The 26,735-nt window shown below is 71.4% G+C and carries 23 protein-coding genes; 14 read left to right on the forward strand and 9 right to left on the reverse strand.

Features of this window, described 5'->3' with window-relative positions; translation table 11 throughout:
* Positions 1-116 precede the first annotated feature (116 nt).
* Complete coding sequence (locus tag HNR30_RS39145; protein WP_312894970.1) at positions 117-605, forward strand: hypothetical protein; 489 nt, start codon at positions 117-119, stop codon at positions 603-605.
* 2 nt (positions 606-607) lie between these two features.
* On the opposite strand, the gene HNR30_RS39150 is transcribed toward HNR30_RS39145, so the two are convergent.
* Positions 608-1,537, reverse strand: coding sequence for a terpene synthase family protein (locus tag HNR30_RS39150; protein WP_181615245.1), 930 nt, complete (start codon positions 1,535-1,537; stop codon positions 608-610).
* Positions 1,538-1,784: 247 nt separating this feature from the next.
* Here HNR30_RS39150 and HNR30_RS39155 point away from each other — a divergent pair, with 247 nt between their 5' ends.
* Both HNR30_RS39155 and HNR30_RS39160 read left to right on the forward strand, forming a co-directional pair.
* Positions 1,785-2,675 carry a proteasome assembly chaperone family protein gene (locus HNR30_RS39155; RefSeq protein ID WP_181615246.1) on the forward strand — a complete coding sequence of 297 codons (891 nt, stop codon included), beginning with the start codon at positions 1,785-1,787 and terminating at the stop codon, positions 2,673-2,675.
* Entirely contained in the window at positions 2,668-3,687 is a 1,020-nt protein-coding gene (locus HNR30_RS39160; RefSeq protein ID WP_181615247.1) for a Gfo/Idh/MocA family oxidoreductase, read from the forward strand. Before HNR30_RS39155 ends, HNR30_RS39160 begins: the two co-directional genes overlap by 8 nt.
* Here HNR30_RS39160 and HNR30_RS39165 read toward each other — a convergent pair.
* Both HNR30_RS39165 and HNR30_RS39170 read right to left on the reverse strand, forming a co-directional pair.
* Complete coding sequence (locus tag HNR30_RS39165) at positions 3,680-5,089, reverse strand: AMP-binding protein (protein WP_181615248.1); 1,410 nt, start codon at positions 5,087-5,089, stop codon at positions 3,680-3,682. The genes HNR30_RS39160 and HNR30_RS39165 overlap by 8 nt on opposite strands.
* A gap of 70 nt (positions 5,090-5,159) precedes the next feature.
* On the reverse strand, positions 5,160-6,245 hold the full coding sequence (locus tag HNR30_RS39170) for a GTP-binding protein (RefSeq protein ID WP_246380119.1): 1,086 nt from the start codon (positions 6,243-6,245) through the stop codon (positions 5,160-5,162).
* Positions 6,246-6,396: 151 nt separating this feature from the next.
* Here HNR30_RS39170 and rpmG point away from each other — a divergent pair, with 151 nt between their 5' ends.
* The 4 genes from rpmG to HNR30_RS39190 are packed head-to-tail and all read left to right on the forward strand — an operon-like array spanning position 6,397 to position 8,028.
* A complete protein-coding gene (gene rpmG / locus HNR30_RS39175) occupies positions 6,397-6,561 on the forward strand; it encodes a 50S ribosomal protein L33 (protein ID WP_181615250.1) in 165 nt (54 codons plus the stop codon).
* Positions 6,558-6,806, forward strand: coding sequence for a type B 50S ribosomal protein L31 (locus HNR30_RS39180; RefSeq protein WP_181615251.1), 249 nt, complete (start codon positions 6,558-6,560; stop codon positions 6,804-6,806). Before rpmG ends, HNR30_RS39180 begins: the two co-directional genes overlap by 4 nt.
* Positions 6,807-6,830: 24 nt before the next feature.
* Complete coding sequence (locus HNR30_RS39185) at positions 6,831-7,367, forward strand: hypothetical protein (protein WP_181615252.1); 537 nt, start codon at positions 6,831-6,833, stop codon at positions 7,365-7,367.
* Between the two features lie 10 nt (positions 7,368-7,377).
* Positions 7,378-8,028, forward strand: a complete 651-nt coding sequence (locus HNR30_RS39190; RefSeq protein ID WP_181615253.1) for a 4a-hydroxytetrahydrobiopterin dehydratase — start codon at positions 7,378-7,380, stop codon at positions 8,026-8,028.
* Positions 8,029-8,048: 20 nt separating this feature from the next.
* Here the strand turns inward: HNR30_RS39190 and HNR30_RS39195 are convergent, their stop codons facing one another.
* Positions 8,049-8,834, reverse strand: coding sequence for a tyrosine-protein phosphatase (locus HNR30_RS39195; RefSeq protein WP_181615254.1), 786 nt, complete (start codon positions 8,832-8,834; stop codon positions 8,049-8,051).
* 64 nt (positions 8,835-8,898) lie between these two features.
* Between HNR30_RS39195 and HNR30_RS39200 the strand changes: the two genes are divergently transcribed.
* Positions 8,899-9,771 carry a hypothetical protein gene (locus tag HNR30_RS39200; protein WP_181615255.1) on the forward strand — a complete coding sequence of 291 codons (873 nt, stop codon included), beginning with the start codon at positions 8,899-8,901 and terminating at the stop codon, positions 9,769-9,771.
* Here HNR30_RS39200 and HNR30_RS39205 read toward each other — a convergent pair.
* The 3 genes from HNR30_RS39205 to HNR30_RS39215 all read right to left on the reverse strand — a co-directional run bounded on the left by HNR30_RS39205 (position 9,749) and on the right by HNR30_RS39215 (position 16,441).
* Complete coding sequence (locus tag HNR30_RS39205) at positions 9,749-12,283, reverse strand: ATP-binding protein (RefSeq protein ID WP_181615256.1); 2,535 nt, start codon at positions 12,281-12,283, stop codon at positions 9,749-9,751. The genes HNR30_RS39200 and HNR30_RS39205 overlap by 23 nt on opposite strands.
* Before the next feature lie 5 nt (positions 12,284-12,288).
* A complete protein-coding gene (locus HNR30_RS39210; protein ID WP_181615257.1) occupies positions 12,289-14,292 on the reverse strand; it encodes an ATP-binding protein in 2,004 nt (667 codons plus the stop codon).
* Positions 14,293-14,353: 61 nt separating this feature from the next.
* Complete coding sequence (locus HNR30_RS39215) at positions 14,354-16,441, reverse strand: M6 family metalloprotease domain-containing protein (RefSeq protein WP_181615258.1); 2,088 nt, start codon at positions 16,439-16,441, stop codon at positions 14,354-14,356.
* A gap of 161 nt (positions 16,442-16,602) precedes the next feature.
* Between HNR30_RS39215 and HNR30_RS39220 the strand changes: the two genes are divergently transcribed.
* The 6 genes from HNR30_RS39220 (at position 16,603) to HNR30_RS39245 (ending at position 22,062) form a co-directional block, all read left to right on the forward strand.
* Entirely contained in the window at positions 16,603-17,406 is an 804-nt protein-coding gene (locus HNR30_RS39220) for a hypothetical protein (RefSeq protein WP_181615259.1), read from the forward strand.
* Positions 17,403-17,798, forward strand: coding sequence for a phage holin family protein (locus HNR30_RS39225; protein WP_181615260.1), 396 nt, complete (start codon positions 17,403-17,405; stop codon positions 17,796-17,798). Before HNR30_RS39220 ends, HNR30_RS39225 begins: the two co-directional genes overlap by 4 nt.
* Complete coding sequence (locus HNR30_RS39230) at positions 17,774-18,361, forward strand: DUF3618 domain-containing protein (RefSeq protein WP_181615261.1); 588 nt, start codon at positions 17,774-17,776, stop codon at positions 18,359-18,361. The genes HNR30_RS39225 and HNR30_RS39230 overlap by 25 nt, the downstream gene beginning before the upstream one ends.
* Before the next feature lie 261 nt (positions 18,362-18,622).
* On the forward strand, positions 18,623-19,675 hold the full coding sequence (locus HNR30_RS39235; protein ID WP_181615262.1) for an imidazolonepropionase-like domain-containing protein: 1,053 nt from the start codon (positions 18,623-18,625) through the stop codon (positions 19,673-19,675).
* Between the two features lie 535 nt (positions 19,676-20,210).
* Complete coding sequence (locus HNR30_RS39240; RefSeq protein ID WP_246380144.1) at positions 20,211-21,722, forward strand: gamma-glutamyltransferase; 1,512 nt, start codon at positions 20,211-20,213, stop codon at positions 21,720-21,722.
* A 25-nt stretch (positions 21,723-21,747) separates the two neighbouring features.
* Complete coding sequence (locus HNR30_RS39245) at positions 21,748-22,062, forward strand: hypothetical protein (protein ID WP_181615264.1); 315 nt, start codon at positions 21,748-21,750, stop codon at positions 22,060-22,062.
* Between the two features lie 10 nt (positions 22,063-22,072).
* Here the strand turns inward: HNR30_RS39245 and HNR30_RS39250 are convergent, their stop codons facing one another.
* Both HNR30_RS39250 and hrpA read right to left on the reverse strand, forming a co-directional pair.
* On the reverse strand, positions 22,073-22,720 hold the full coding sequence (locus tag HNR30_RS39250) for an HAD family hydrolase (protein ID WP_312894972.1): 648 nt from the start codon (positions 22,718-22,720) through the stop codon (positions 22,073-22,075).
* A gap of 5 nt (positions 22,721-22,725) precedes the next feature.
* The gene (gene hrpA, locus HNR30_RS39255) at positions 22,726-26,592 is read right to left on the reverse strand and encodes an ATP-dependent RNA helicase HrpA (protein ID WP_181615265.1); all 3,867 of its coding nucleotides are present in this window, start codon (positions 26,590-26,592) and stop codon (positions 22,726-22,728) included.
* Between the last annotated feature and the right edge of the window lie 143 nt (positions 26,593-26,735).

Genomic DNA, 26,735 nt, shown 5'->3' on the forward strand with positions numbered 1-26,735 from the left:
CGAGCACCGACACGCGCTCAAGAACATCCCAGAAGGCGACTATGCTGCCGCGTAGCCGCAAGCCCTGACGTGTCCATCAAACCGGGGCAACTCCAGCCATCGTCGAGCTGTCGATCGTGCTGACCGCTCAGGGGGAGTTCTACGAGGCCGAGTCCCTGCTCAGCGACTGCCTTCAGGTCTGCCAGGAACGCGGCGAGCTGTTCGTCAGCAGTTATGCGCATTGGGCGCTCTCCGTCCCCCGCCTGGTCAGCGGTCGCGCCCAGGAGGCGCTGTCGAACGCTCAGGAGAGCCTGCGGATCAAGCGCCACTTCCACGACACCCTCGGCACGCTGATCGCCCTGGAGACGATGGCGCGCATCTACACCGCGCTCGACGAGCCCGGGATCGCCGCCACCTTGCTGGGCGCGCTCCAGCAGAACTGGATGTCAGCGGGTCTGCCGCAGCTGGGAGCCCCGTTCCTGTCGGTGGATCACGAGAAGTGCGTCAAGGAGTGCCAGCGCGCGCTGGGCGACGACGGCTACCGGCGGGCCTTCGACTCGGGCAAGCGCTTCGACCTCGACGAGGCGTCCGCGCTCGCGCTGGGCGAGTTGGACGCCTCGTCCTGAGGTCAGTTCACCCTGGCCCATTCGGTTCCGGCCGGCCAGGCGCGGACGTATCTGGCGCTGCCGAGCGAGTATTCGATATGGCCTCGCACCCAGTGTTCGAGACCTTGGACGTAGGTGTGGACGGCGCGTGAGCCCCATTCCTGCACCGACTGGCGCAGGCGCACCATTTCGAGGACCGCCACGTCGTGCATCTGGGCCACCTCGTCGAGCGCCTCCTGTAAGGAGTAGCCGCGGTGGGTGGCCAGGACGTTGACGAGGTTGTGGCGGGCTTGGTCGTGCTTGCGCTCCTTGGCGTAGGAGAAAAGGTCGTTGTCCCAGACGACCAGGTCGTTGGCGTGTTCGGTGAGAGCTCTGATGTCGGGGTGGTGCCATTCGTCGGGGGTGAGGCGCTGGCGCGCCGCGATGTCGATGAGGGCGTAGACCGGATACATGGCGCCGGTGCGGCGGCGCATGAAGATGTAGTCCTCGGGGGTGGGCACGACGTCGGACTCCCGGTTGGCCGCCTCCCACACCTGGGCGAAGATGTACTCCTTGGTGGCCGTCGCCCACCGGTCGAGCTGGTCGCGCTCGGCGTGCTCGGCGATGCGGTGCCTGAGTCCCTGCAGCGAGCGGGCGAAGACGTTGTCGACCGGCTCTCCCGAGTCGATGTCGTGCAGCACCCTGAACATCTCGGGCAGGGCGCGGGCGATGAGCGCGGTGTGCCGGCTGAGGTTCTCCGACTCGCAGAAGCCGTCGTCGAAGGCGAACAGCCAGATGCACCAGTCCATGAGCAGCTTGAGCATGTCGCGGTCGACGAGCGGGTAGGCGCGTGCCGTCAGCCAGCCGAATCTGGCGCTCTTGTATCGTTCCAAGATGCCGGGGTCCGCGAGCATGCCCGACTCGAGCAACCAGGCGAAGCTGTCCTCGCTGGCCTCGACGACATGGGGATTCACCTCACTCTCGAAGGGGCACCGAAGCGCCGGGATTCGGAGGGGCGTGGCTTGCGCAGGAATGATAGCCATGACCAGATGATCGCAACCATGTCTCAGTGAGACCAGATAGCGGCGATAGCGAATTTTGTCCCCTCTAGGGCTACATGAACCAGTCTCCGATCCGAGGCGCGCTCCGGGGAAGGACCCGATGTGCGGAATGCCTGCTCCTCGTCATAGGTTCGACTAGGGAGGACGAGGAAAGGCTGAAATGGATCTCTACACGCTCGCCGAGGACGCACCCGAACTTGACGGCCCCGTGCTGCTCTACCACTTCGAGGGTTTCGTCGACGCGGGTGGAGCGGGCCGGCTGGCCATCGGCCACCTGCTTGCCGAGCTCGAGCACCGCACGGTGGCGACGTTCGACGTGGACCGGTTGCTCGACTACCGCTCCCGGCGGCCGATCATGACGTTCGACACCGACCGCTGGGTCGAGGTCGACACGCCCGAGCTTTCCGTGCACGTCGCCCACGACGCCACGGGCACCCCTTTCCTGGTGCTCAGCGGGCCCGAGCCCGACCGCGAGTGGGAGCGTTTCGTCACGGCCGTGGGCGACCTCGTCGACAAGCTGGGCGTGAGCAAGCTGATCACCGTGCACGGCATCCCGATGGCGGTGCCGCACACCCGCCCGCTCGGCATCACCGCGCATGCCAGCAGGCCCGAGTTGATCAACGCGCAGACCAGCAACTTCGGCCGGGTCCAGGTGCCGGGCAGCGCGGCCGCGCTGATCGAGCTGCGCCTCGGCGCCTCGGGCAAGGACGCGGTCGGCTACGCCGTCCACGTGCCCCACTACCTGTCGCAGGCCGAGTACCCCCAGGCGGCGGTGGCCGCGCTGGAGGCGGTCACCAAGTCCACCGGGCTCGTCTTCCCGATGGATTCGCTGCGCGAGGCGGCCGAGCGCACCACCGAGGAGATCGAGGAGCAGATCCGCGCCTCCAGCGAGCTGTCGAGCGCCATCAGCGGCCTGGAGCAGCAGTACGACGCGTTCGCCGAGGGCGCGGAGCGCGAGAGCCTGCTGGCCGAGTCCACGCCGATGCCCACGGGCGACGAGCTGGCCGCGCAGTTCGAGCGTTTCCTGGCCGAGCGGGACGACCGTGAGTGACGTGCGTGTCGGGCTGGTCGGCTACGGCACCGCCGGGCAGGTCTTCCACGCCCCGCTCATCGCCGCCACGCCGGGGCTGCGGCTGGCGTCCGTCGTCACCCGCTCTCCCGAGCGCGCCGCCGAGGTCGCCGAGCGGTACGGCGCCGCGACCGTGCCGTCGCTCGACGACGTCCTCGGCGCGTGCGATCTCGTCGTGATCGCCTCGCCCAACCGCACCCATGTGCCGTTCGCCACGGCGGCCCTGGAGGCCGGACTGCCGGTCGTGGTCGACAAGCCCCTGGCCGCCGACGCCGCCCAGGCGGAAGAGCTCGTACGGCTGGCACGCGAGCGCGGGCTGATGCTCACCGTCTTCCAGAACAGGCGCTGGGACGGCGACTTCCTCACCCTCCGGCGGATCGCGCCCGACCTGGGCGAGGTCCACCGCTTCGAGTCGCGCTTCGAGCGCTGGCGCCCGCGCCCGAAGGGCGGCTGGCGCGAGACCGGCGGCGCCGAGGATCTCGCCGGCCTGCTCTACGACCTCGGCAGCCACCTCGTCGACCAGGCGCTGCAGCTGTTCGGCCCGGTCGAGTCCGTCTACGCCGAGGTGCTCACGCGCCGCGCGGGCGTGAACGCCGACGACGACACCTTCGTCGCCCTCACCCACGCGAGCGGCACCCGCTCGCACCTGTGGGTCAGCTCGGTGGCCGCCGACCTCGGCCCGCGCTTCCGCGTGCTCGGTTCACGCGGCGCCTACGTCAAGCACGGCATGGACGTGCAGGAGGAGCAGCTCAGGGCGGGTCTCACGCCTGGCTCGCCGGGATTCGGCGACGACCCGGAGGAGCGCTGGGGCGTCGCCGGCGCGGGCGACGAGCTCAAGCCGGTGCCGACCGAGCGCGGCGACTACGCGGCCTTCTACCGCGCCGTCGCGGACGGCCGCACGCCGGTCGACCCGTCGGGCGTGGTCGAGGCGCTGGCCGTCCTGGAGGCGGCCCGCCGCTCGGCCGAAACGACGCAGACCGTACGGCTCAGCTGACACGTTCCTTGCGCAGCGCCGAGCGCCGTACCTTGCCCGCCTCGTCGCGCAGCGGCTCGGTGACGTACTCGAAGGTGCGCGGCAGCTTGTAGCCCGCCAGCCGTACGGACAGGTGGGCCCGCAGCTCGTCGTCGGTGACCGGCCCCGCGGCCTGGACGATGGCGTGCGGCACCGCGCCGAGGTCGTCGTCGGGCAGGCCGATCACGGCGACCGAGCGGACCATGGGGTGCTCCTCCAGCGCGCCCTCGATCTCGGCCGGGTAGACGTTCGAGCCGCCCACGAGGATCATGTCGGTCTGCCTGTCGCCCAGGTAGAGGTAGCCGTCGGCGTCGAGGTGGCCGAGGTCGCCGAGCGACTCCCACTCTCCCTCGCGCCGGGCGCTGGCGCCGATGTAGTGATAGGTGGGCGCGTCGGAGCGCACCCGCATCCACACCTCGCCGCTCTCCCCCGGCCCCACAACCGTGCCCGCCGGGTCGCGGATCTCGATGGCGCCCTCGGGGACCCGTCCGACCGAGCCGCGGTGGGCCAGCCACTCGTGGCCGCTGATGACGGTGGCGGTCTGCGCCTCGGTGCCCGCGTACAGCTCCCAGACGCGCTCGGGGCCGAACCAGTCGATCCACGCCTGCTTGAGCCAGGGCGCGATCGGCGCGGCCAGGTGCAGGATCGACTTCACCGAGGAGATGTCGGCGGCCGAGCGCACCTCCTCGGGCAGCCGCCAGATGCGGTGCATCATCGTGGGCACGAAGTAGATCCAGTCGACCCGGTGCTCGGAGATGAGCCGCAGCGCCTCGGCGGCGTCGAAGCGCTGCATGAGCACCACGTGCTTGCCGAAGGTCAGGGCGGCGGCCAGCGCCATGAACGGCCCGTTGTGGGACAGCGGGGCGGGTACCAGGGCGGCCCCGCCGACCTGCATGGCCCCGGCCAGGCCCAGCACGCCGACCTTCTCGGGCACGCCCTCGTGCGCGGTGGCGATGAGCTTGGGCCGTCCGGTGCTGCCTCCTGAGGCGAGGATCTTCCACGGGGTCGGCAGGACGGCGGGCGGCACGTCGCCGCTTTCCTCGTCGCCGGGCAGCAGCCCGCCTTCGCCGACGATGACGCGTGGCTCGGCCAGTTCCAGGATCGCGGCGCGCTCCGACTCCGGCAGCCGCGCCGCGACGGGCACCGGTGTCCCGCCCGCCTTCCAGACGGCCAGGAGGGCGACGACGAACTCGACGCTGTTGGGCAGCACCAGCGCGACCCGCTCGCCCTGCCCGACCCCGTGCTCCAGGAGCCGCCAGGCGAAGGCGTTGGCTCTGCGTTCGAGCCGTCGCCTGGTCAGGGTGACCCCGCCGCAGGTGAGTGCGGGCAGGTCGGGGCCTTCCCCCGCGATCCTGGCCAGTTCAGCGGCGATCGGAGTGCCCATGCGCCTGTCCCTCCACGAGAACCAAGAACCGAACATCGTTCTAAGATTCTGCGAGGTCGGGAAAGGCCGGTCAATCCCCTGGCGATCCTCGGTCCTGGCGCTCGCCGCGCCGGCCTGCTTCGAGGACGGAGGCGAACGGGTCGTCGAAGCGCTCCCAGGCCGCGGCTCCCGGCAGGGCGTCGCCCGCGTCGATCAGGCACGAGTCCAGCAGGGCGTGGACGCGGGCCGCGTCGAGGTCAGGCCCCGTGAACACCAGGTGCTGCACCCGGTCGCCGACGATCGGGTTCCAGTCGAGGGCCGCCGCGGCTCGGCGGGCGGGGGTGACCAGGTCCCAGGCGGCCTCCGGCAGCGCGGCCAGCCACGGGCCCGCGTCGCGCACCGCGGCCACCCCCGCCACCGCGTCCCAGGCGAGCATGCGCTCGTGGCGGTTGGCCAGCCAGAAGCGCCCCCGTGAGCGCACGGAGCCGGTGACGAGCTCGTCGACCACCTCGAACAGGCGCCCGGGGTGCAGGGGGCGCAGGCGGTGCCAGACCACCGTGGTGACCTCGCCGGTGCGCGCGTCGGCGGGCAACTGGGCGGTCGCCGGGTCGACGCGGGCGGCCAGGTCGTCGGCGCACAGGGTCGTGCCGGGCACCTCGGGGTCGGCCACGATGGGGGTGTGCGGCGCCAGGTGCGCCAGGACGGCGGCCGACAGGTCGGCGTCCTCCTCGTCGCCGCCGTGCAGGAACAGCGCGGTGCCGTACTCGATCTGCCGGGCCAGGGCCTCGGCCAGGTGGCGCGGGTCCCCCGGTGCGACGGCCTGGCCGGTCTCGGCGAGGCGGTCGCCGCGGCAGATGTCCACGGGGGCGAGCGCGGCGTCCAGGGCGGTCAGGACGCACGTCAGGCGGAACGGGAAGCGGATGAGCGCCTCGGCCACCGGGCGGGGCTCGACCGAGTCCCACAGGTCCGCGATGAGCAGGGTGGCCGTGGGCGCGTGCCGTACGAGCTGCGCGATCAGGTCCTCGCGCACCGCGCACGTCACGCAGCCGGGCACCGGGCCGATCTCCTCCCGGTCGATCACGCCGCGCGCGTCGCGCACGATGCGTGTCACCAGGCCGCGGGCGGTGTCGCCCAGGTCGTGGTGGACGGCTACGGCGCCCGGGTGGCGAAGGAACAATCGGTCGACCGCGGCGGTTCTAGCAGTTCCGTGCAGGCCCGTGACAAGGACGACGGGGACAACGGGGACGACGGGAGCGGACACAGGACCTCCCTGGGATTAAAATGAAAACCGTTGTCGTTATCATGACACAGCTTCGAGAGGAGAGGTCATGGCCAGGAACGAACTGCGACCGGTGGTCAAGCTGCGTTCGACCGCAGGCACCGGCTTCACCTACGTGACGACGAAGAACCGCCGCAACGACCCCGACCGGCTGGTGCTTCGCAAGTACGACCCGACCGTCCGCCAGCACGTCGAGTTCCGGGAGGAACGATGAAGAAGAGCACGCACCCCACCTACCAGCCGGTCGTCTTCCGCGACCCGGGCGCCGACTTCGCCATCCTGACGCGGTCGACCATGACCAGCGACAAGACGATCGAGTGGAGCGACGGCAACGTCTACCCCGTCGTGGACGTGGACGTCTCGTCGGCCAGCCACCCGTTCTACACCGGCCGCAACCGGCTGCTCGACACCGCGGGCCGCGTCGAGCGCTTCAACCAGCGGTACGGCAAGACGGCATGATCTGACCTGTGGTGAGATGTCCCGATGGACAGGGCACGGCAGTTACTCGGCGACATGCTGATCTACTGCTTCGCGGTGGTCCTGGCCACCGGGGCGTTTCTCGCCTTCTTCTACGTCCCCAGCGGGCGAGAGGTCGTCTACGACGGGCTCTACACCCCGCTGCACGGCGTGATGATGAGCGAGGCCTACGCCTCGACCTTGACGATCGGTTTCGAGGTGCGCGGCGGCCTGCTCATCCGGCAGCTGCACCACTCCTCCTCGCTCCTGCTGCTGGCCGGGACGGCGATCTGGGGGCTGCTGGGCCGTTTCGGCCGCGCCTTCGCCGCCCTGGGCGCGTGCCTGCTCGCCGTGCTGGGCGGCTACGGCACGGCCGACGACACGCTCTACGGGCTGCCCGTCGCGATCGTCGTCTGGTACGGCCTGCATCTGGCCGCGGCCCTCGCCGTGATCGTCATGCTGGTCCAGGCCGCTCGCCACGAGTCGGCGCTGCGGCCTCGCGGGCCCGGGTTCGTGCTGCTGGGCCTCGTGCTGTCCTTCCTGGCGCTCTGGCCGTTCTGGTAGGTTCCGGAAAATGCGGATCACGGCGCTGCAGTTCCATGAATCCGAGGGTGTCGACGACTGGCGGGTGCTGGCCTTCGGCGCCTGCGCGCACTTCGTCACCGGCTCCTTCTCGACGGGCGTCGCCCTGGTCGGCGCGATCGGCGCCCTGGCCGGGCAGGTGGGCAAGGACCCCGACGTCGACCTGCGTCCCGGTCACGTGACCGTGCGGCTGCTGACCCTGGAGCAGTCGGGCCTGACCGAGGCCGACCGCGAGCTGGCCGTCCTGATCTCGCGGGCCGCCCGCGAGCTGGGCGTGAGCGCCGACCCGTCGGCCGTCAGCGACGTGCAGTTCGCGATCGACGTGATGGACCTGGCCAAGGTGCGCCCCTTCTGGGCGGCGGTCCTGGGCTACGAGGAGTGGGGCGAGGAGGACGTGATCGACCCGCGCCTGCGCATGCCGTCGATCTGGTTCCAGGAGATGGACGAGCCGCGCACCCAGCGCAACCGCATCCACATCGACGTGTTCGTCCCGCACGACCAGGCCGAGGCGCGCGTCGCGGCGGCCGTCGCCGCGGGCGGGCGGGTGCTCTACGACGCGCAGGCCCCCACCTGGTGGACCCTGGCCGACCCCGAGGGCAACGAGGTCGACGTGGCCACGTGGCTGGGCCGCGACGGATTCTGACGCGGCCCGGGCCGATCCGCTCAGTCGCGCAGCCTGCCGCGCAGGGCGTCCGCGTCCTGCGCCGTCCACCCGTGTGCCTCCAGCCAGCCCAGCGGCCCGCCGAAGCGGGTGTCGAGGACGTCGAGGAAGTGGGTGAGGTACTCCGCGCGCGGCATGTGGTCGTCGGCCGTGCGCGTGTCGAGGTCGACGCGATAGGTCTCGCTGGAGCGCAGGCGGGCCAGGATGCCCTCGATGCGCTCCCCCGTGGCCACGTAGTCCTCGACGATCGCCTCGCGGGTGGCTCCCGCCACCGTCAGTGCCAGGGCGCACAGCACACCCGTACGGTCCTTGCCGGCGGCGCAGTGCACGATCGACGCGCCGTCGTCGCGGGCCATCGTGCGCAGCGCCCGCAGGACCGAGTCGGGCCGGTCGCGCAGGTACCCGTAGTAGAAACCCGTCACCCGGAGTTCGGCGGCGTCCTCCTCGGGCAGTCGTTTCTGCCAGGGCAGCACCTTGTCCATGGCGACGTCGGTGTGCTGCCCGCCCTCGGCGAACAGGGTGTGGTGGTGGATCGTCACCCCGGGCACCGCTGCCAGCGGTCCCGGGCCTTCGAGTGCCACCTCGGCTCCGGATCGGAGGTCGACGACATGCCTGACCTTGAGCGTGTCGACCAGCACGGAGACGTCGGAGGGGGTCAGTCCCTGAAGGTTGTCGGAACGGAACAAACGTCCGGAACGGATCTCGCCACCGTCGGTCGTGGGCAGTCCGCCCAGGTCGCGCACATTGACGGCGCCTTGGAGATCGATCCATCTCTTCAAGTTCTTCATCACTCCCACCCTAACCACGCGATTTATAACGCAGTATGAAGAAACAGCGGCGAAGGGAGGTCAGGTGGATCCGCGTAGGTTGCCGCCGCGATTGGTCATCGATCCGACGGTGCACCCTCAGGTCTCCGTCGTGCTCAGAGAGAGCCCCCACTACTTGCAACTCGCCCGCCAGGGGCGCCGCTCCGACACGAGCGGGAACCTGGGACTGCTGTTCGTGCTGCCGGGACTGCTCCTGCTGATCCTCCTCATGCTCGGCCCCGCGGGCATGGTCGTGGCGGGCGCGGGGATGACCGTCGCGATGCTGCTCAAATGGATGGCCACCGACCTCAACGGGCGCAGCGCGCGCAGCAGGCTGCGCCTGGCGCACGAGCACGCCGAGCACTACGTGCTCCCCTCCGATCTCGACTATCCCTGCCAGCAGTTGCTCAAGCGCGCCCAGAACGCCGCCGACCAGGTGCTGGCCTCCGAGGTGAACCGGGCCGGGTACATCGACACGATCGACAACCGGGTCACCCTGCCCGAGGAGGTCTGGCAGGTCGCCACCCGCCTGCAGCGGCTGTCGGCGATGCACGCCGAGCACGGCAAGATCGTGCCCAAGGAGCTGCCGCCCGGCATGGACGAGGCGTTCAAGCCCTACGCCAGCGCCCTCGACGCCGCCTGGACCTCCCTGTCGAAGCGGGTCAAGAACCTGGAGGCCTACGCCGTCCAGGTCAAGAAGGCCGACGAGGTCTTCCGCGTGCACCGCAGGCTGGAGGCCCTGGCCGCGCGCACCCACGACTACCAGGCGCTGGTGGCCGACACCGTGCAGGACGAGATCGCCCGCAACCACATCAGGGAGCTGTCGGAGCAGGCGGCCAACGCGCGCCGCATGTTCGAGGAGAGCATCGACCAGGCCAAGGCGGCCGCCGGTCACCTCATGAAGCCTCAGCTCTCCTGAGCAGTTCCAGGGTGCGCCGCATGCCGGCCTCGTTGCCCAGGCTGCGGTAGAGCTCGCGGGCCCGCCGCAGGTGCGGCACGCCCGTCGCGGGGTCGCCCGCCTCGACGTGCGCCTCGCCCAGGTACCTGAGGCTGCGGGCCCTCCACCACTGGTCGTCGAGCTCCTCGAAGGCGTCGACGGCTCGGCGCAGTTCGGCGTCGGCCTCCGCCGTACGGCCCAGCCGGGCCAGGGCCCTGCCGACAGACAGGAGCGTGCGCGCCACGCCCCACGAGTCGCCCAGCGCTGCCAGCATCTCCTCGGCCCTGCGCACGTAGCCCAGCTCGCGCAGGCCGTTGACCGGGTTGCCGACCTCGCCCGCGGCGCGCAGGCAGCGGGCCTCCTCCCACAACTCGCCGCGCTGGCGGAAGATCTCGGCGGCCCTGTCGAGGTTGAGCTCCGCCCTGAGGAAGCCGTCCTCGGCCGCCCGATGCTCGCCCTCGCGCCGCAGCGCCCGCGCCTGGGCCGCCAGGGCCTCGCCGTAGGCCCGCAGGGTCTGCGCCTCGGAGTAGCGGTTGCCCTCCTGCTTGAAGACGTCCAGCGCCTCCTCCAGCAGCTCTCTGGCCTCGTCGGCGCGCCGCTGGGCCAGCCGCAGCTCGGCCAGGTTGCGCCGCGAGCGCGCCGCCCACCAGCCGTCGTCCTCGGCCTCGAATCCGGCGATGGCCGCGACCAGGAAGTCCTGGGCCCGGTCGAGGTGGCCGTCGTTGAACAGCGCCATGCCGACCGTACGGCTGGCGCGGGCCGCCCACCACGACTCGCCCAGCTCGGTGAAGATCGCCAGCGCCTCCTCGGCGTTGGCGCCCGCCGCCTCGTGGCCGCCGAACCCGCCCAGAGCGGGCGCCCGGTCCAGCAGCGAGATGGCCAGCGCCCGCCGGTCGCCCATCCGCTCGGCCGCCTCGCAGGCGATCTCGGCCACCAGCAGCCAGTCGGACCAGTAGGCGCGCAGCGAGTGGCACAGCGAGCTGAAGGCGCGCCCGAGCCCCCAGCACAGGTCCCACAACTTCAGGTCGCGGGCGAGCTGCACCATGGCCACCACGGCGAGCCGCTCGGAGTTGAGCCAGCCGACCGCCAGGCCCTGACCCTCGAAGTCGCCGCGCCGTCCAGTGCGCCCCCAGTCCTGCGGCCAGCGGCGCTGGGCCGCCTCCTCCGCCCTGCGGCGGTATCCGGACAGGACCCGCTCGACGGCCGCGCGGCGGCGCTCGTCCTCCTCCGCCGGCAACTCCGCGGCGTAGACGCGGACCAGGTCGTGCAGGCGGTAGCGCATGGCGCCGGTCTGGTCGGTGCCTGAGCACTCGGCCAGCTGGGCGTCGATGAGCGCCTCCAGCTGGTCGCCGCCGTCGAGCTCGGAGACGTCGAGCAGCTCGCCCGCCACCCAGCCCGGCACGTCGGGCGCGGTCAGCCCCGACAGCAGCCGCAGCAGGCGGCGCTGGATGCCGGTGCAGTCGTCGTAGCTGAGCTGCACCGAGGCGCGCACGCTGCGGTCGACGGAGCCGGGCACCTGCAGCTGGTCGAGCAGCTGGCGCTCGTCGCGCAGCCGGTCGGCCAGCAGCCGCAGCGTCCAGGTGGAGCGGGTGGCCAGGCGCGCGCCGCAGATGCCGATGGCCAGCGGCAGGTGGTCGCACAGCCGGACGATCTCCTTGGCCGCGGTCAGGTCGTCGGCGACGCGTGCGCCGCCGGCCAGGCGGGCCAGGAGCTCCACACCCTGGGCCTCGCTGAAGACCGGCAACTGGGTGTCGAAGGCGTTCATGAGGAACAGCGGCTGGCGGGAGGTGACGATGACGGCGCAGCCGGGGTCGGCGGGGATGAGCTTGCGCACCTGGTCGCCGTCGTGGGCGTTGTCGAGGCCGATGAGGATGCGCCGCCCCTTGGTCCAGGTGAGCCAGAGCTTGCGCAGGTCGTCGAGGCCGCCGGGGTCGGTGGTCTGGCGCACGCCCAGGGCGCGCAGGAAGCCGACGAGCACCTCCTCGGGCGGGATCGGGGAGTCGACGACGCCGCGCAGGTCGGCGTAGAGGCGGCCGTCGGGGAACCACTCGGCCACCTCCTGGCCGAAGCGGGCCATGAGCGCCGACTTGCCGACGCCGCCTCTGCCGTAGACCGAGACCACCAGCGGCGAGACCTCCTCGGAGCGGCGGCGGTCGGCGAAGACCTTGCGCAGCTCGCCCAGCGCCTCGCGGCGGCCGGTGAAGTGCTCGGGGGCGGGCGGCCACTGCTCGGGCGCCATCGAGGAGGGCTCGGCCTGCTTGCGGCGGTCCTTCGGCGTGGCGGTCGTCGCCCACGTGGCCAGGCCGACCAGGAGCGCGGCGGCCAGCGTGACGCCGATCTTCGCGCCGACCGGTATGTCCCACTCCAGTGAGGCGGCCAGGATGCTGGCGGCTCCCGCCGCCGCCCCCGCGGCGACCGGCGCGGCGAGTGCCACGCGTCTGCGCCTGCGCGCGGGCGGCCGCTCGTCGGGCAGCGAAGGTAAGGGCCCCGTCATACTGATTATTTTGCCCCGAGGGCGTAGCGGATGGCCTCCTCGATGGTCATCGAGAAGCCGTCCATGTAGGCGGTGGCGAAGGAGCCGTGACCGATCAGCGCGGTGATGTCGCGCTCGGTGCGCTTGCGCAGGACCTGCAGCTGCGACACGTTCAGCCGCAGCCCGTAGGTGTGCTCGACCAGGGCCAGAATGCCCAGGAGGCGGGCGGCCCGCTCGCTGTCGCCGAGCTGGGCGGCGCTGGCGGCCAGGTTGGTCAGGCTGGTGCCCATGCCGAGCGCGTCGAACAGCCGCTGCTTGACCCACAGGGCGTCGCGGGCGTACTTGTCGGCCTCGGCGGCGTTGCCGTGGTCGAGCTCGATGAGGCTGCGGATCCAGTCGCCGTAGGAGTCGAGCCAGACCTCGCCGCGGGCGGCGCTGAGCCTGCGCTGGCGGGCCAGGATCTCCTGGGCCTCCTTGGACCTGCCCAGTTGCAGCAGGGTGAAGGCCTGGCCGAGGAGCGCGTAGCTCAGTCCCGCCTCCGGCTGGGTGTACTGCGCGTGCAGCTCCTCGGCCCTGCGGTACAACGCCAGCGACTCGTGGATGCGCCCCAGGTAGATGGCGGTGATCGCGCTGCACGAGACCCCCCACCCGGCCGCGACGTGGTCGCCGGCGGGCAGGGCGCGGGTGACGCACTCGGTGGCCAGCTCGTCGGCGTCGTCGAGGTCGCCCTGGAAGTTGGCCAGCCACGCGCCCACCCACAACGCGTGCCGGACGGACGCGGGCGGGTTGTCGGCCAGGGCCAGCGCCCTGGCCAGGTGGTGGCGGCCCTCGGCGTTGTAGCCGCCGGCCATCCACAGGTAGCCGAGGTTGGCCACCAGGTCCAGGCCGAGGTCCTGCTCGGCGGTGTCCGACAGGCACAGCTCGATGGCCGCGCGCAGGTTGGGCAGCTCCCGGCGCATGCGCCCGCACCAGGCCGGCTGGTCGGGGCCGAACCATTCGGCGTTGAACTGCCTGGCCAGGCCCAGGAAGTAGTCGCGGTGCGCCAGCCGCATCAGGCCCTCCTCGCCCAGGCGGCGCAGCCAGCTCGCGCCGTACTCCCGCAGCGTGTCGAGCTGGACGAAGCGCCCGGCTGGCAGCGCGGTGACGATGGACTTGGCGACCAGCTCCCGCAGCAGGCCCTCCACGCGGTCCTGACCGAGGCTGCGGTCGGCGCACACGGTCTGCGCGGCCTCCAGGTCGAACTCTCCGACGAAGACCGACAGGCGCGCCCACAGCAGCCGTTCCAGCGGCTCGCACAGCTCGTGGCTCCAGCCGATGGCGGTCAGCAGCGTCTGGTGGCGCTCCGGGCTGCCCTGGCCGCCCAGCAGCAGATGGAAGCGGTCGTCCAGGCGCTCCACGATCTGGGCGGCCGACAGGGTGCGCAGCCGTACCGCCGCGAGCTCGATCGCCAGCGGGATGCCTTCCAGCCGGCGGCACAGCAGCGGGGCGTCGGGCGTGTGAGCGTTCTCGGGAGCGCGCGCGGCGAGCAGGGCCAGGGCGTCGTCGCCCGGGAGCGGCTGGATCGGGTACTGCAGCTCCTGCGGCAGGCCCAGGGGGCGGCGGCTGGTGGCGATCACGACCAGGTCCGGTGCCGCGTCGTTCAGGTGCTTGACCAGTTCCGCGCACGCGTCGACCACATGCTCGCAGGTGTCGAGGACGAGCAGCAGCCGTTTGTGGCGCAGGTAGTCGGCCAGGATCTCCAGGGGCGGGCCCGTGGAGACCGTCGCCACGCCGAGCGCGGCGGTCACGGTGTGCGGGAGCAGGTGGGGGTCACGCAGGTGCGACAACTCCACGAGCCAGACGCCGTCGGCGAACAGGCCCCGGGTGAGCTTCGCCACGCGCAGCGCCAGCCGGGTCTTGCCCACGCCGCCGACGCCGGTCAGGGTCACCAGCGGGGCCTTGCGCACGACCCGTACCAGTTCGGCGCTCTCGCGTAACCGGCCGACGAAACTGGTCACCTCGGCCGGGAGGTTTCCGCTACGCGAACGCACGGTTCATAGTACGGCGGGCAAAAGGGGTACGGCTGCCCTTGCCGTACCCCTTTAGTCCGATTTACAGCCCGATGGTGTGGCAGACAGCGGACATCTTCTTGGTGGGGTCACTCTCCGAGGTGGCCGTCAGGGTCACCTTGGCGAGCCTGCTGCCGCCGTCGGCGCGAACCGCGTCGACGGTCACCAGTTCGTGCCGCCCGTTGTCCACCGCCGCCAGGGCGTTGGGGAGCCGGACCGTCCAGCCGCGGCCGTCGACCGTGGCCGTCAGCCGGTAGACGTCGCCGCCCAGGTAGGCGGTGACGTCCTCGGGGTGCTGCGCCTGGGTGGCCGCCGTGCGCCCGGTGTTGAACAGCGGGAACCTGCAGGAGGTGACGCCCTTGCCGGTAGGCACGCCCGCCGCGGGCAGCAGCCGCAGCCCGCGGGCGTGCGGCCCCGAGCCGTCGAGCGAGCGCACCGCGACGGTGTAGGACAGCACACCCTGGCGGTCGCGGTGCACGTCGGTGACGTAGAAGTGCAGCCGGTTGGCCGCGTCGACGTACTCGTACTCGCTGCCCGAGTCGGTGCCGGCGTGGAAGAGGGCGTCCGACAGCTGCCGGTAGTCGCCGATCGTGATCGGCACGGCGGTGCCGTCCGGCAGGACGTAGTCGGTCATCCCGATGTCCTGCGGGTTGGCGTCGATCACCCATTCGAACGGCGCGGAGTCGGCGTTCTTGGTCTTGGCCAGCAGCACGCCGGCGTCGGGGGTGAAGGAGTCGGTGCCCATGCGGTCGACGACCTCGACCGTGTAGTTGTTGTAGCCGCCGCCGTCGCACAGCGGGTCGGTGCGCCAGTCGCACGCGGGCGCGTTGTCGAGGCCGTCGAAGGCGACGTTGACACCCGACAGCCCGCTCGCTCCCGGCTGTACGGCACGCGCGGTCACCCGGGCGGTGACGACTCCGGACTCGTCGAGCGCCTCCCTACTGAGCCTGAGGACGTTCTGCTCGTCCACCATGCCCAGCTTGATCTTGTTGCGCAGCATGTGCTGCGCGCCCATGGAGGCGCCCGCCGTCGGCGGGATCAGCCAGCGGCTGTGCGGTCCGCCCGGCCCGTTGAAGGTGCCGCGGCTGAGCATCTCCCAGATGCCGCTGTAGGCCCTGCGCACGGGCACGCCGTACGGGTTGTTGTAGTTGTCGGCGATGCCCAGGATGTGGCTCAGCTCGTGGGCGTAGACGGACATGCCGGAACTCTCGGCCTGCACCGAGTCGACGCCGAAGCGGGCGTTGGGCCAGAAGTTGGAGCCCGCCTGCCAGGAGCTCCACTCCACGTAGCGGGTGGGCGACCAGTTGGGCAGGGCGGGATCGGGCGGGCCCCACTCGTCGGTCACGGCCTCCTTGGTGGGGAACTTCATCATGCCGAACTCCTGCCAGGTGCTGGATTCGTCCTGGCCGGCGCTGACGTAGAAGATGAAGTCGTACTTGGCCGCCTCCTCGGCACCCACCGCGTCGATCCAGGCGGCGTTGCCGTCGGTGCGCAGGTTGCGGGTGCACGTGTCGCCCGCCGGGCACGAGCTGCGCTGGTACTCCATCGCGTACTCGTGGTCCTTGCCCGGCATCGTGTACGGGCCGAACCCGGTGAGGTCGACGCCGATGCGGCCGCCCGAGTCCTCCATCCAGTACTCATGGATGGTGTGGCCCCGGTTGAGCGCGTTCGGGGTGTTGAGGAAGTCGCGGTAGAAGGTGGCGACCTGGTCGCGCGGGATGTCGTGCGCCTCGGCGCTGGGGTTGCCGTAGATCGTCGAGCCCTTGGGCTGGGTCACCACGAACGCCTGGTTGGGGTAGTCGAGCAGGACGAGGGCGCCCTTGAACTGCCTGGTCGAGCCCTTGACGGCGGGGTCGGCCCAGTTCGTGCCCGGGATGGCCTTGTAGTCCGCCCACGTCATGTGGTCGGGGTTCTTCCAGTTCTGCGGGTCGATGGGGGTCAGCTGCGGGGCCGGGCGGCCGCGCAATGCCTGGGATTCGTCCTGCTGCCAGGGCTGGGTCTGGGGCCAGTGGTCGCGGCGCCAGGGGTGCTCCGGGTCGGGGTCGCCCGGATTCGCGGAAGCGGGGGTGGTGGTCAGGCTCAGCGGAACCAGGATGAGGAGTGCCGCTAACGCCTTAACAGGCTTCTTCACGCCTTTCGACGCTATAGATCGAAATGGTGGAGATCAACCACCTTCCACTCCACCCCTGGTCGAACGCGCTTCCGAAAGCTGATGTTTCCCGATGCGACTACTCCCCGTCTCCCGGGGGTAGCCGCACCGAACTTCGACATCCGGCTTCAAAGGAGGCTCCGGTGAGCGAATACCCAACCCGGGATCAGCACGAGAGCGGCACCGTGGAGCGTGCCAAGGGCGCTGCCGCGCAGACCGCCGGCACCGCCCGAGAACAGGCGCGTCAGGTGGGCGGCGAGGTCCGCACGCAGACCACGAGGGTCGTGCGGCAGCTTCGCGATCGCGCACGCGAGCAGGGCGACGCCCAGAGCCGCAGGGCCGCGCGCAACATCCGCCAGTGGGCGGACGACCTGACCACCATGAGCGACAACGCCAAGCCCGACTCCCCCACCTACGACGCGGTCCACCAGGTCGCGTCGGGAGGGCGGCGGGCGGCCGACTACCTGGAGGAGCGGGGCGTCAGCGGGATACTCACGGACGTGCAGCGGTTCGCCCGCAGCCGTCCTGGGCTGTTCCTCGCGGGCGCGCTGGCCGCGGGGTTCCTGGCGGGACGGGCCGCCAAGGCCGCCGCGGAGGAACGGCGCGACGAGCGGGAGGAGCAGCGCGGTTACCAGGGCGCCGGCCAGGGATACGGCCAAGGATACGGCCAGGCCGACACGATCGACTACGGCCGCCAGGGCACGTCGACGCCCGGCGAGCCGTACGGCACCACCGGCCCCGCCGGGACCCCGAGCCCGACGGCGGCCACACGCCCCGCAGGACCGGCGGGCCCGGCAGGGGCCACGAGCCCGGCCACCCCGCGACCCGCTGGCGGCACGCCCGCCACGGGCCCCGCGCCGAGCACGACGTACCCGGCGGGCGGCCCCTCGACCGGCCGGCCAGGCGACGACGACCCCGGACTACGTCCCGGCGGTGAGCCGCGATGACTGCCCCCACACCCGAGCAGCCCACCATCGGGCAGCTCGTCTCGGACCTGGGGGCCGACCTGTCCAAGCTGTTCCGCCAGGAAGTGGAGCTGGCCAGGACCGAGCTGCGTGAGGAGGCGGTCAAGGCGGGCAAGGCCGCGAGCCTGCTCAGCGTCGCCGGGGTGGCCGGTCTGATGGCCGCCTTCCTGGTCAGCCTGGCCGTCGTCTTCGGCCTCGACAGCGTCATCGACGCCGGCTGGGCGGCGCTCATCGTCGCCGTCATCTGGGGCGCCGTCGGCGCGATCGCCTACACCAACGGACGCAAGCGTATGCGCGAGGTCTCCCCCGTGCCGGAGAAGACCGTAGAGACCCTCAAGGAGGACGCTCGATGGGCACGAGATCTGAAGAGCTGAGGCAGGAGATCGCCCAGACCAGGGCCGAGCTCGGCCAGGACGTCGACAGGATCGCCGACCGCACCAGCCCCAAGCGGATCGTCCGGCGCCGCACCTACCGGATCCGCTCGGCGGCCCGCCGCTTCACCAACCGGGTCATGGGCACGTCCGACACCCTGTCGAGCTCGGCCTACGACGCCGGACAGTCCGTACGGCACGGCGTGGGCGAGGCCGCGGACACCGTCAAGCACGGGGTCGGCCAGGCGGCCGACGCCGTTCGTTCCGCCCCCGACCAGGCCATGCGGCAGACGCAGGGCAATCCTCTCGCCGCGGGGCTCATCGCCTTCGGCGCGGGGCTGCTGGCGGCGGCGCTGATCCCCACGACGGAGGCGGAGAAGCGCGCCGCCGCGCAGGCGGGTGAGTATGTCGAGCCGATGGCGGAGTCTCTGAAGGAGGCTGCCCAGAATCTCGGCCAGGAGGCCAAGCAGACCGCCCAGGAGGCCGCCGGCCACGTCAAGGAGAGCGCCGCCCAGGCCGCCCAGGCCACGGGCGAGCAGGCGAGAAGGGCCAAGGACGAGTTCTAGTCCCGCCGAACGCCGACGCGGGCGGCCACCGAGCGGCCCGGGCAGGGATCATCCGTGGAGACGATCCCCGGCCCGGGCCGCTCGATGCCGCTCGGAGTCCACTCGTCCTCGGCTGCCTCGAGCGCGGCTCGTTGCGTCACGTGGGGGTACGCGGGTTAAATGCCGGAAAGCCCTTAGCCGAACGCCCGGGGAACCGCCGGTGACCGCCGGGAGAACTCCGCGGATCGCGGCCTGCTGACACCACCGAGGCGAGGAGTGCCGATGCCGTCTGCCGCGCGCACCGGAGAACTGCTCCGCCGCCGCGAGCCCGGGCCGGTCGTCCTCCACACCGCCCCCATGGTCCTGCCGATCGCCGACGAGCCGATCGGCGACGGCGCGGTCGCCGTCAGGGGCGACCGGGTCCTGCAGGTGGGCAAGAGGTCAGCGCTGCGGGCCGGCTATCCCGGCTCGCGGGAGATGCGCTGGCCGGGCACGATCGTCGCCGGTCTGGTCGACCCGTTCGCGACGGGCGACGCCCCGGGTGTGACCACCCGTGCGGGCCTGGGCGAGTCGTGCGACGTCATCTACGTGGAGGTGCGCTGCGCGGACGCGCAGGCGTGGGAGGAGCGCGAGCGCGACGCCCTGATCACCGCCATCCGCGAGGCGGATCGGCCGGTGGGCGTGGCCGCCCACTCCCCCGATCCCGAGGTGCTGGAGGACTTGGCGGTCCTGGCCAGGACCTTCGGTCTGCGGCTGGTCGCCGATCTGGCCGTGACGGCGCCCGGCCCGCTCGACGAGGCGGGCGTCCTGGGCCCGCTGTGCCATGTGGCCTGCTCGGGCCAGCTGGATCCCGGCGAGCGCAAGCTGCTGCTCCTGCGGCAGTCGGTGATCGCGTTCAGCCCGGGTGGCGACGCGCTGGCCCTGCTCGACGACGGCGAGCCGTTCGCCCTCGCCGGTGACCCTCTCGGCCACGCGGCGGCGCTGAGCCGCCGCCGTCCCACCCAGGCCGAGCGCCTGGTGCGGGCGGCGACGCTGGGCGGCGCCGCGGCTCTCGGCCGCGACCGTGGGCCGGGCCGTATCGGCTCACTCGGCCCTGGTAGCCGCGCCGACCTCGCCGTCTTCCAGGTCCGCGACACGCGCGGCCGCCATCCCTACTCCGCTCTGCTCGACCACGCGCCTTGCCTGGCCCGGGTGGTCGCCGGTCGGGTCGAGCGCCGGGCGGAGCGAGCGGTCGACGCGCTGGCGCGGGACCACGGGCACCGGACGCCTGACCGCCGCGGCGCCGACCGGGTGTACGGCGAAGCGGAAGCCGGCGGGATCGATCCTGGGCGGTAGCGGGTCGCCCAGGTGTTGCCCGAGCAGTTCGTACCCGCGTTCCCTGATCAGTTCCGCGAGCGCGGCCTGGGCAAGGTCCAGCAGCCGCTCGGCGATCGGGCTCGGTGCGCCGTCGAGCCATTCCTCCGGCGCGAAGTGTCTGCTCCCGCTGGTCAGCCTGAGTCCTTCCAGCACGCAGGCGCGCAGGTACGGTGTCGGCCCTCCGGCCGCCACCTCGCGCGCCGCCGTCACACACTCGTGCGGGCGGCAGGCCAGCAGGGCCAGCGTCTGCACGACCGCGGTGGACAGCGGCACGCCGAGAGCGAGATCGAACTGTTTTCTGGTGATCAGCCCTTCACTGGGAAAGGCACGCATCGCCTCACGTACCTCGGCCGGTGACGGCAGGTCCCCCACGGGCTTGGTGGCCCTCCTCCACATCCGCGACATAATGCACCCCCTACCCACGTCACACAGACCACACGCGCCGGGTAACAGCGGTGTCACTTCTCCCTTTACGCTCTTTTACGTGCACAACACCAGATATGCCCGCTACGGGATGGTTTGCAGTGTCGATCACCTCGCTTCCGCCGCCGGGGTGAACGCTCTCGAACGCGGCGGTTCGGCTGCCGACGCGGCCATCGCCACCAACGCCGTCCTGGCCGTCACCGCGCCCCACCTGTGCGGCATGGGCGGCGACCTGTTCGCGCTGGTGCACGCCGACGGCGAGGTGACGGCGCTGGACGCCTCGGGCAGAGCCGGTTCGGGAGCCGACGCGGCGCAACTGCGCTCCGAGGGCCACGCGCGCATGCCACACCTGAAGGACATCCGCTCGGTCACCGTGCCCGGCTGCGTCGACGGCTGGCTCGCCCTGCACGACAGGTACGGCAGGCTGCCGCTGGAGCAGTTGCTCGCACCCGCGATCCGGCTGGCCGAATCAGGCTTCCCCGCCTCGCCGCTGATGGCGCCGGGCGCTCCCCTCATGGCCGAGCAGCCGGGCGGCACCGACTACGCGCCGGTGCGCGCCGCGGGCGACCTGATGACCCGTCCCGGCGTCGCGCGTGCCCTGCTGGCCATCGTCGACGACGGCCGCGACGGCTTCTACCTGGGCGAGTTCGGCGGCGGCCTGCTGGAACTCGGCGCGGGCGAATACACCTCGGAAGACCTGGCCAAGCCCACCGGCGAGTGGGTGCGCCCGCTGTCGGTGGAGGCGTTCGGCCACCGGATCTGGTCGATGCCGCCCGTCTCCCAGGGATACCTGCTGCTGCTGTCGCTGGGCATCGTCGACGGACTCGACCTGCCCGACTCCCCCGACCATCCCGCCTTCGCCCACCTGCTGGCCGAGGCGTCGCGGGCGGCGGGGCACGACCGGCTCGCCCTCCTGCACGAGAACGCCGCCGGCCTGGTCTCACCCGAGGAGATCGCCAGGCGCCGCGCGCTCGTCGACCCGGCCGCCCGCTCCAGGCTCGCGGCGCCCACCGCCGACGGCGACACGACCTACCTGTGCGCCGTCGACGGCGAGGGCATGGGCGTCTCGCTGATCCAGTCCAACGCCTCGGGCTTCGGCAGCCTGCTCATCGAGCCGAACACCGGGATCAACCTGCACAACCGCGGCATCGGCTTCTCCCTGGAGCCCGGCCACCCGGCCGAGTACGCGCCGGGCAGGCGCCCGCCGCACACGCTGGCGCCCGCGCTCATCACCCGGGCCGACGGCTCGCTGCGCTCCGTCGTGGGCACCATGGGCGGCGACGCCCAGCCGCAGATCCTGCTGCAGGTGATCACCTCGCTCCTGAAGTACGGCAGGCAGCCCGGCCAGGCGCTCGCCGCGCCCCGGTGGCGGCTGGGCTCGACCACCGGCTTCGACACGTGGACCGACCCCGACGCGATCGTGCTCCAGCTGGAGGAGAGCGCGCCCTGGAGCGGCGGGCTGGAGTCGCTCGGCCATCCGGTGGCGGCCCTGCCGTACGGGTCGTCGTTCGGGCACGCGCACCTCATCGACGTGCAGGACAACGGGGTGCTGGCCGGCGCCGCCGACCCGCGCTCGCTCATCGGGGCCGCCCTCGGTATTTAGCCAGCTCGTGGGTACGAGTACCGGCATGACCGAATTGCCACCGGACCGCTACGGACTCAGCGACGAGCAGGAGATCGAGGTCGAGGAGTGGACCACCGATCTCGGGGAGCGGCACGAGATAGCGCCCGACGACCCGGCCGAGCACGAGAGCATGGACCAGCGGCTGCGCGAGGAGCTGCCCGACCGGCCCGAGCGCGGGTCCAGGGAGAGGTTCCAGCTGACCGACGACGGCCTCGTCGAGACCGACGAGGACCTCCCGGCGGAAGAGCGTGCCATGCGCGTGGACGACGAGGACCTGCCGGCCGAGGAACGCGGCATGCGGGTGGATGACGAGCCGTGAGGCCCGGCGATCACTTGCGCAGGTAGGGCAGCAGGTCGTGGAGGCTGTCGATGACCACGTCGGCCTCCGCGGCCTCGGGCTGCGCCGCGTGCAGATACCCCCAGGGGCCACGGCGAAGCAGGGCGACGTGCATGCCGGCCCGCTTGGCCGCCAGGACGTCGTTGTCGAGCCGGTCGCCCACGTAGAGGATCTCGCCGGGCTCGCGCCCGGCGACCTGCGCGACCTTGGCGAAGAACTCCGGCTGCGGCTTGGCCACGCCCCAGCCGTCGGAGGTGTGGATGGAGTCGGCGGGCAGGTCCATCGCCACCAGGGCGTCGTAGGCCCGCACCGGCTGGTTGCCGGCGATGATCACCTGGTATCCGGCCTCGCGCAGCCCCCCCAACGCCTCCCGCACGTCGGGGTAGAGGTCGTCGGCGTCGAAGTGGTTGCGCAGGCTGCCCGGCTCCTCCTCGGCCCACGCCTCGATCTCGGCCTCGACGTCGAGGCCCGGCCGCACGATCTGGAAGGCCTCGCGGTGCGAACGCCTGAGCGCCGCCACCCCGCCGATCACGCCCAGGAAGGTCAGGCGGGTGACACCCAGCCGGTCGGCCCAGCGCGACCAGATGCGGGTCTCGTCGATCAGGGTCTCGCCGACGTCGAAAACCAGTGCCTTGATCACGCGGGTCAGTTTAGGGCACCCGTCGCGGGCTCCCTGAGCCTGTCCATGGCCTTGGCGATGCGCTTCTCCGAGATCGGCGTGGGCGTGCCGAGGGTCTGGGCGAAGAAGCTGACCCGCAGCTCCTCGATCATCCAGCGGACCTCGCGCACGTCGGGGTCGCCCCGCCGTGCCGGGGGCAGCTTGTCGAGCAGGGCGGCGTAGTCGTCCTCGACCTTGTGCACCCGGTCCATCCACTCCACGTCGCGCCACGGCTCCTCGGGCAGCTTGACCAGGCGCCGCTCGATGGCCCGCAGGTAGCGGGAGACGTCGGACAGGCGGCGGGCCCCGGTGGAGGTGATGAATCCGGCGTAGACGAGCGTCGACAGCTGGTGCCTGATGTCGTCGACGGAGTCGCCCGGCCTGGCCGCGTCGAGCAGGGTGCCGATCGAGTGCCAGGCGGCCAGGATCTGCTCGGTCCTGGCCAGGACGTCCTTGGCGGTGTCGTACAGCTCGGCCCGCACGTGCTGGTAGAGCCGGTCGAAGGCGACCGGCTCCCAGGCCGGCCCGCCCAGGTCGTGCATGAGCTTGTCGACCGCCGCGGTGACCACGTCGTCGAACAGCGCCACCGCGCCGCCGTGCGGCGAGCGCGACAGGGCGAGCTTGGCCTGGTTCGACAGGCCGCCGAGCAGCTGCCTGGCCGGGTTGACCACGTTGAGGAGCAGCAGGCGGCGGGTGCCGGTCCACATCGAGCGCCGCTGCTGCGCCTCGGTGTCGAAGATCTTGATGGCCACGGAGTCGTGGTTGTCGACGAGCGCCGGGTAGCCCTTCATCCGGCCCTGCTCGAAGACCTTGGGCAGGGTGCCGAAACTCCAGGTGTGCAGCCCGGTGCGCTCCAGGTCGTCGGCCGCGGCCGACAGCCGCTGGCGCAGCTTGGGCGCCAGGCGTTTCTTGAGCGCGTCGAGGTCCTTGTCCTCGGCGATCTTCTTCTTGCGCTCGTCGACGACGCGGTAGGTGACGCGCAGATGGTCGGGCAGGTGGTCGAGCTGCCAGGCCTCGCGCGGCACCCGCACGCCGGTCAGCCGCAGCAGCTCGCGCTCCATCGCCTCCAGCAGCGGCTCCTTGCCGGGCTCGACCGCGGCCAGGACCTGCTTGGCGTAGTTGGGGGCGGGCACGAAGTTGCGGCGGATGTGCTTGGGCAGCGAGCGGATCAGCTCGGTGACCAGCTCTTCGCGCAGGCCCGGGATCTGCCAGTCGAAGCCGTCGGAGCTGAACTGGTTGAGCATCTGCAGCGGCACGTGCACCGTGACGCCGTCGGCGTCGGCGCCCGGCTCGAACTGGTAGGTCAGCCGCATGCGCTGGTTGAGGTGGCGCCAGGTGTCGGGATAGTCCTGCACGCTGACGTCGGCGTTCTGGTTGACCAGCATCTCCGGCGTGAAGGTGAGCAGGTCCTTGTCCGGCTCGCGCTTCCACCAGTTGTCGAAGTGACGCACCGACACGACGTCGGCCGGGACCCGCTGGTCGTAGAAGTCGAACAACGCCTCGTCGTCGACCATGATGTCGCGGCGCCGTGCGCGGTTCTCCAGCTCCTCGACCTCTTCGAGCAGCTTGCGGTTCTCCTTGAGGAACTTGTGGTGGCTGTCCCACTCGCCCTGCACCAGGGCGTGGCGGATGAACAGGTCACGGGAGATCTCGGGATCGATGCGGCCGTAGTTGACCTTGCGCCCGACCACGAGCGGCATGCCGTACAGCGTGACCTTCTCCAGGGCGATGACCGCGCCCTGGTCCTTCTCCCAGTGGGGCTCGGAGTAGGTGCGCTTGAGCAGGTGCGCGGCCAGCGGCTCGACCCAGTCGGGCTCGATCCTGGCGTTGACCCGCGCCCACAGCCGGGAGGTCTCGACCAGCTCGGCCGACATCACCCACGCGGGCTGCTTCCTGGCCAGCGCGGAGCCCGGCCAGATCGCGAAGCGGGCGTTACGCGCGCCGACGTACTCGGTGAGCGGGCGACGGCCCTTCTCCTGGACGTTCTTGTCGACGACGTCCTTGACGCCCAGGTGCGACAGCAGGCCCGCCAGGAGCGAGACGTGCACGGTGTACGGCTCGGCGTCGGTGCTGTTGGGCTGGGCGCCGAGCGACTGGCGGATCTGGCTGTAGATGTCTTGCCACTCGCGCACCCGCAGGTAGTTCAGGAACTCGGCCTTGCACAGCCGCCTGAACGCGCTCGACGACAGCTCCTTCTGCTTCTCCCTGACGTAGTTCCACAGGTTCAGGTAGGTCAGGAAGTCGGACTCGGGGTCGGCGAAGCGGCGGTGCTTCTCGTCGGCCTGCTGCTGCTTGTCGGCCGGGCGTTCGCGGGGGTCCTGGATCGACAGCGCGGCCACGATGACCATGACCTCGCGCAGGCAGCCGTTCTTGTCGGCCTCCAGCACCATGCGGGCGAGCCTGGGGTCGACCGGGAGCTGGGCGAGCTTGCGCCCGACGGCGGTGATCGACCCTTCCGCGTCGAAGGCGCCCAGTTCGTGCAGGAGGTTCACGCCGTCCTTGACCTGGCGCTTGTCGGGCGGCTCGACGAACGGGAAGGCCTCGATGTCGCCCAGGCCGATGGAGGTCATCTGGAGGATGACGCTGGCCAGGTTGGTGCGCAGGATCTCGGGGTCGGTGAACTCCGGCCTGCCCACGAAGTCTTCCTCTTCGTACAGCCGGATGCAGATGCCGTCGCTGGTGCGGCCGCAGCGGCCCTTGCGCTGGTTGGCGCTGGCCTGGGAGATCGCCTCGATGGGCAGGCGCTGGACCTTGGTGCGGTGGCTGTAGCGGGAGACGCGGGCGAAGCCGGGGTCGACCACGTACTTGATGCCGGGCACGGTCAGCGACGTCTCGGCGACGTTGGTGGCCAGCACGATGCGGCGGCCGGTGTGCGACTGGAACACCTTGTGCTGCTCGGCCGCGCTCAGCCGGGCGTACAGCGGCAGGATCTCGGTGTTGCGCAGCTGCGCCTTGCCGAGCGCGTCGGCGGTGTCGCGGATCTCGCGCTCGCCCGACAGGAACACCAGGATGTCGCCCTGGCCCTCCAGCGACAGCTCCTTGCAGGCGTCGATGATGCCCTGCGTCTGGTCGTCGTCCTCGTCGAGCGGCCGGTAGCGCACCTCGACCGGGTAGGTGCGGCCGGAGACCTCGATGATCGGCGCGTCGCCGAAGTGGCGGGAGAAGCGCTCGGGGTCGATCGTGGCGCTGGTGATGATGACCTTGAGGTCGGGCCGCCTGGGCAGGAGCTGCTTGAGGTAGCCCAGGATGAAGTCGATGTTGAGGCTGCGCTCGTGGGCCTCGTCGACGATGATCGTGTCGTACTGCTCCAGGAGCCGGTCGTGCTGCAGCTCGGCCAGCAGGATGCCGTCGGTCATCAGCTTGACCAGGGTGCGGTCGCTGCCCTGGTCGGTGAAGCGCACCTTGTAGCCGACGACCTCGCCCAGGGTGGTGCCGAGCTCCTCGGCGACGCGCTCGGCGACCGTGCGGGCGGCGATGCGGCGCGGCTGGGTGTGGCCGATGAGGCCGCGCACGCCGCGGCCGAGCTCCAGGCAGATCTTCGGGATCTGGGTGGTCTTGCCGGAGCCCGTCTCGCCGGCGATGATCACGACCTGGTTGTCGCGGATCGCCTCGAGGATGTCGTCGCGGCGCTGGGAGACCGGCAGGTTCTCCGGGTAGCTCACGACTGGCACGGCTTCGCGACGCCGTACCACCCGCTGCTCGGCCCGCTCGACGTCGGCGAGGATCTCCGCCGTGATCTTCTCGCGGGCCTCGCGGCTCTTGACCCTGCGTGTGCCGTCGAGCCTGCGCCGAATCCGCCGCTGGTCGCGCGGCATCAGATCGGACAGGCGTGCGTGAAGGTCGGATGTTCCCATGTTGCTTTCAAGGATATTCGGGACTGCGAAGCCAACCGCCAATGGTGCCTGACGGCAGGGCCGCCCGCATCCGAATATCGGGCGAGCCGCTGGACGGGATCGATCCAGCGGGCAATGATCGCTGCGGGTGGCGCCGCAGCCGA

The sequence above is a fragment of the Nonomuraea soli genome, assembly GCF_013761175.1.
GTDB lineage: Bacteria > Actinomycetota > Actinomycetes > Streptosporangiales > Streptosporangiaceae > Nonomuraea > Nonomuraea soli.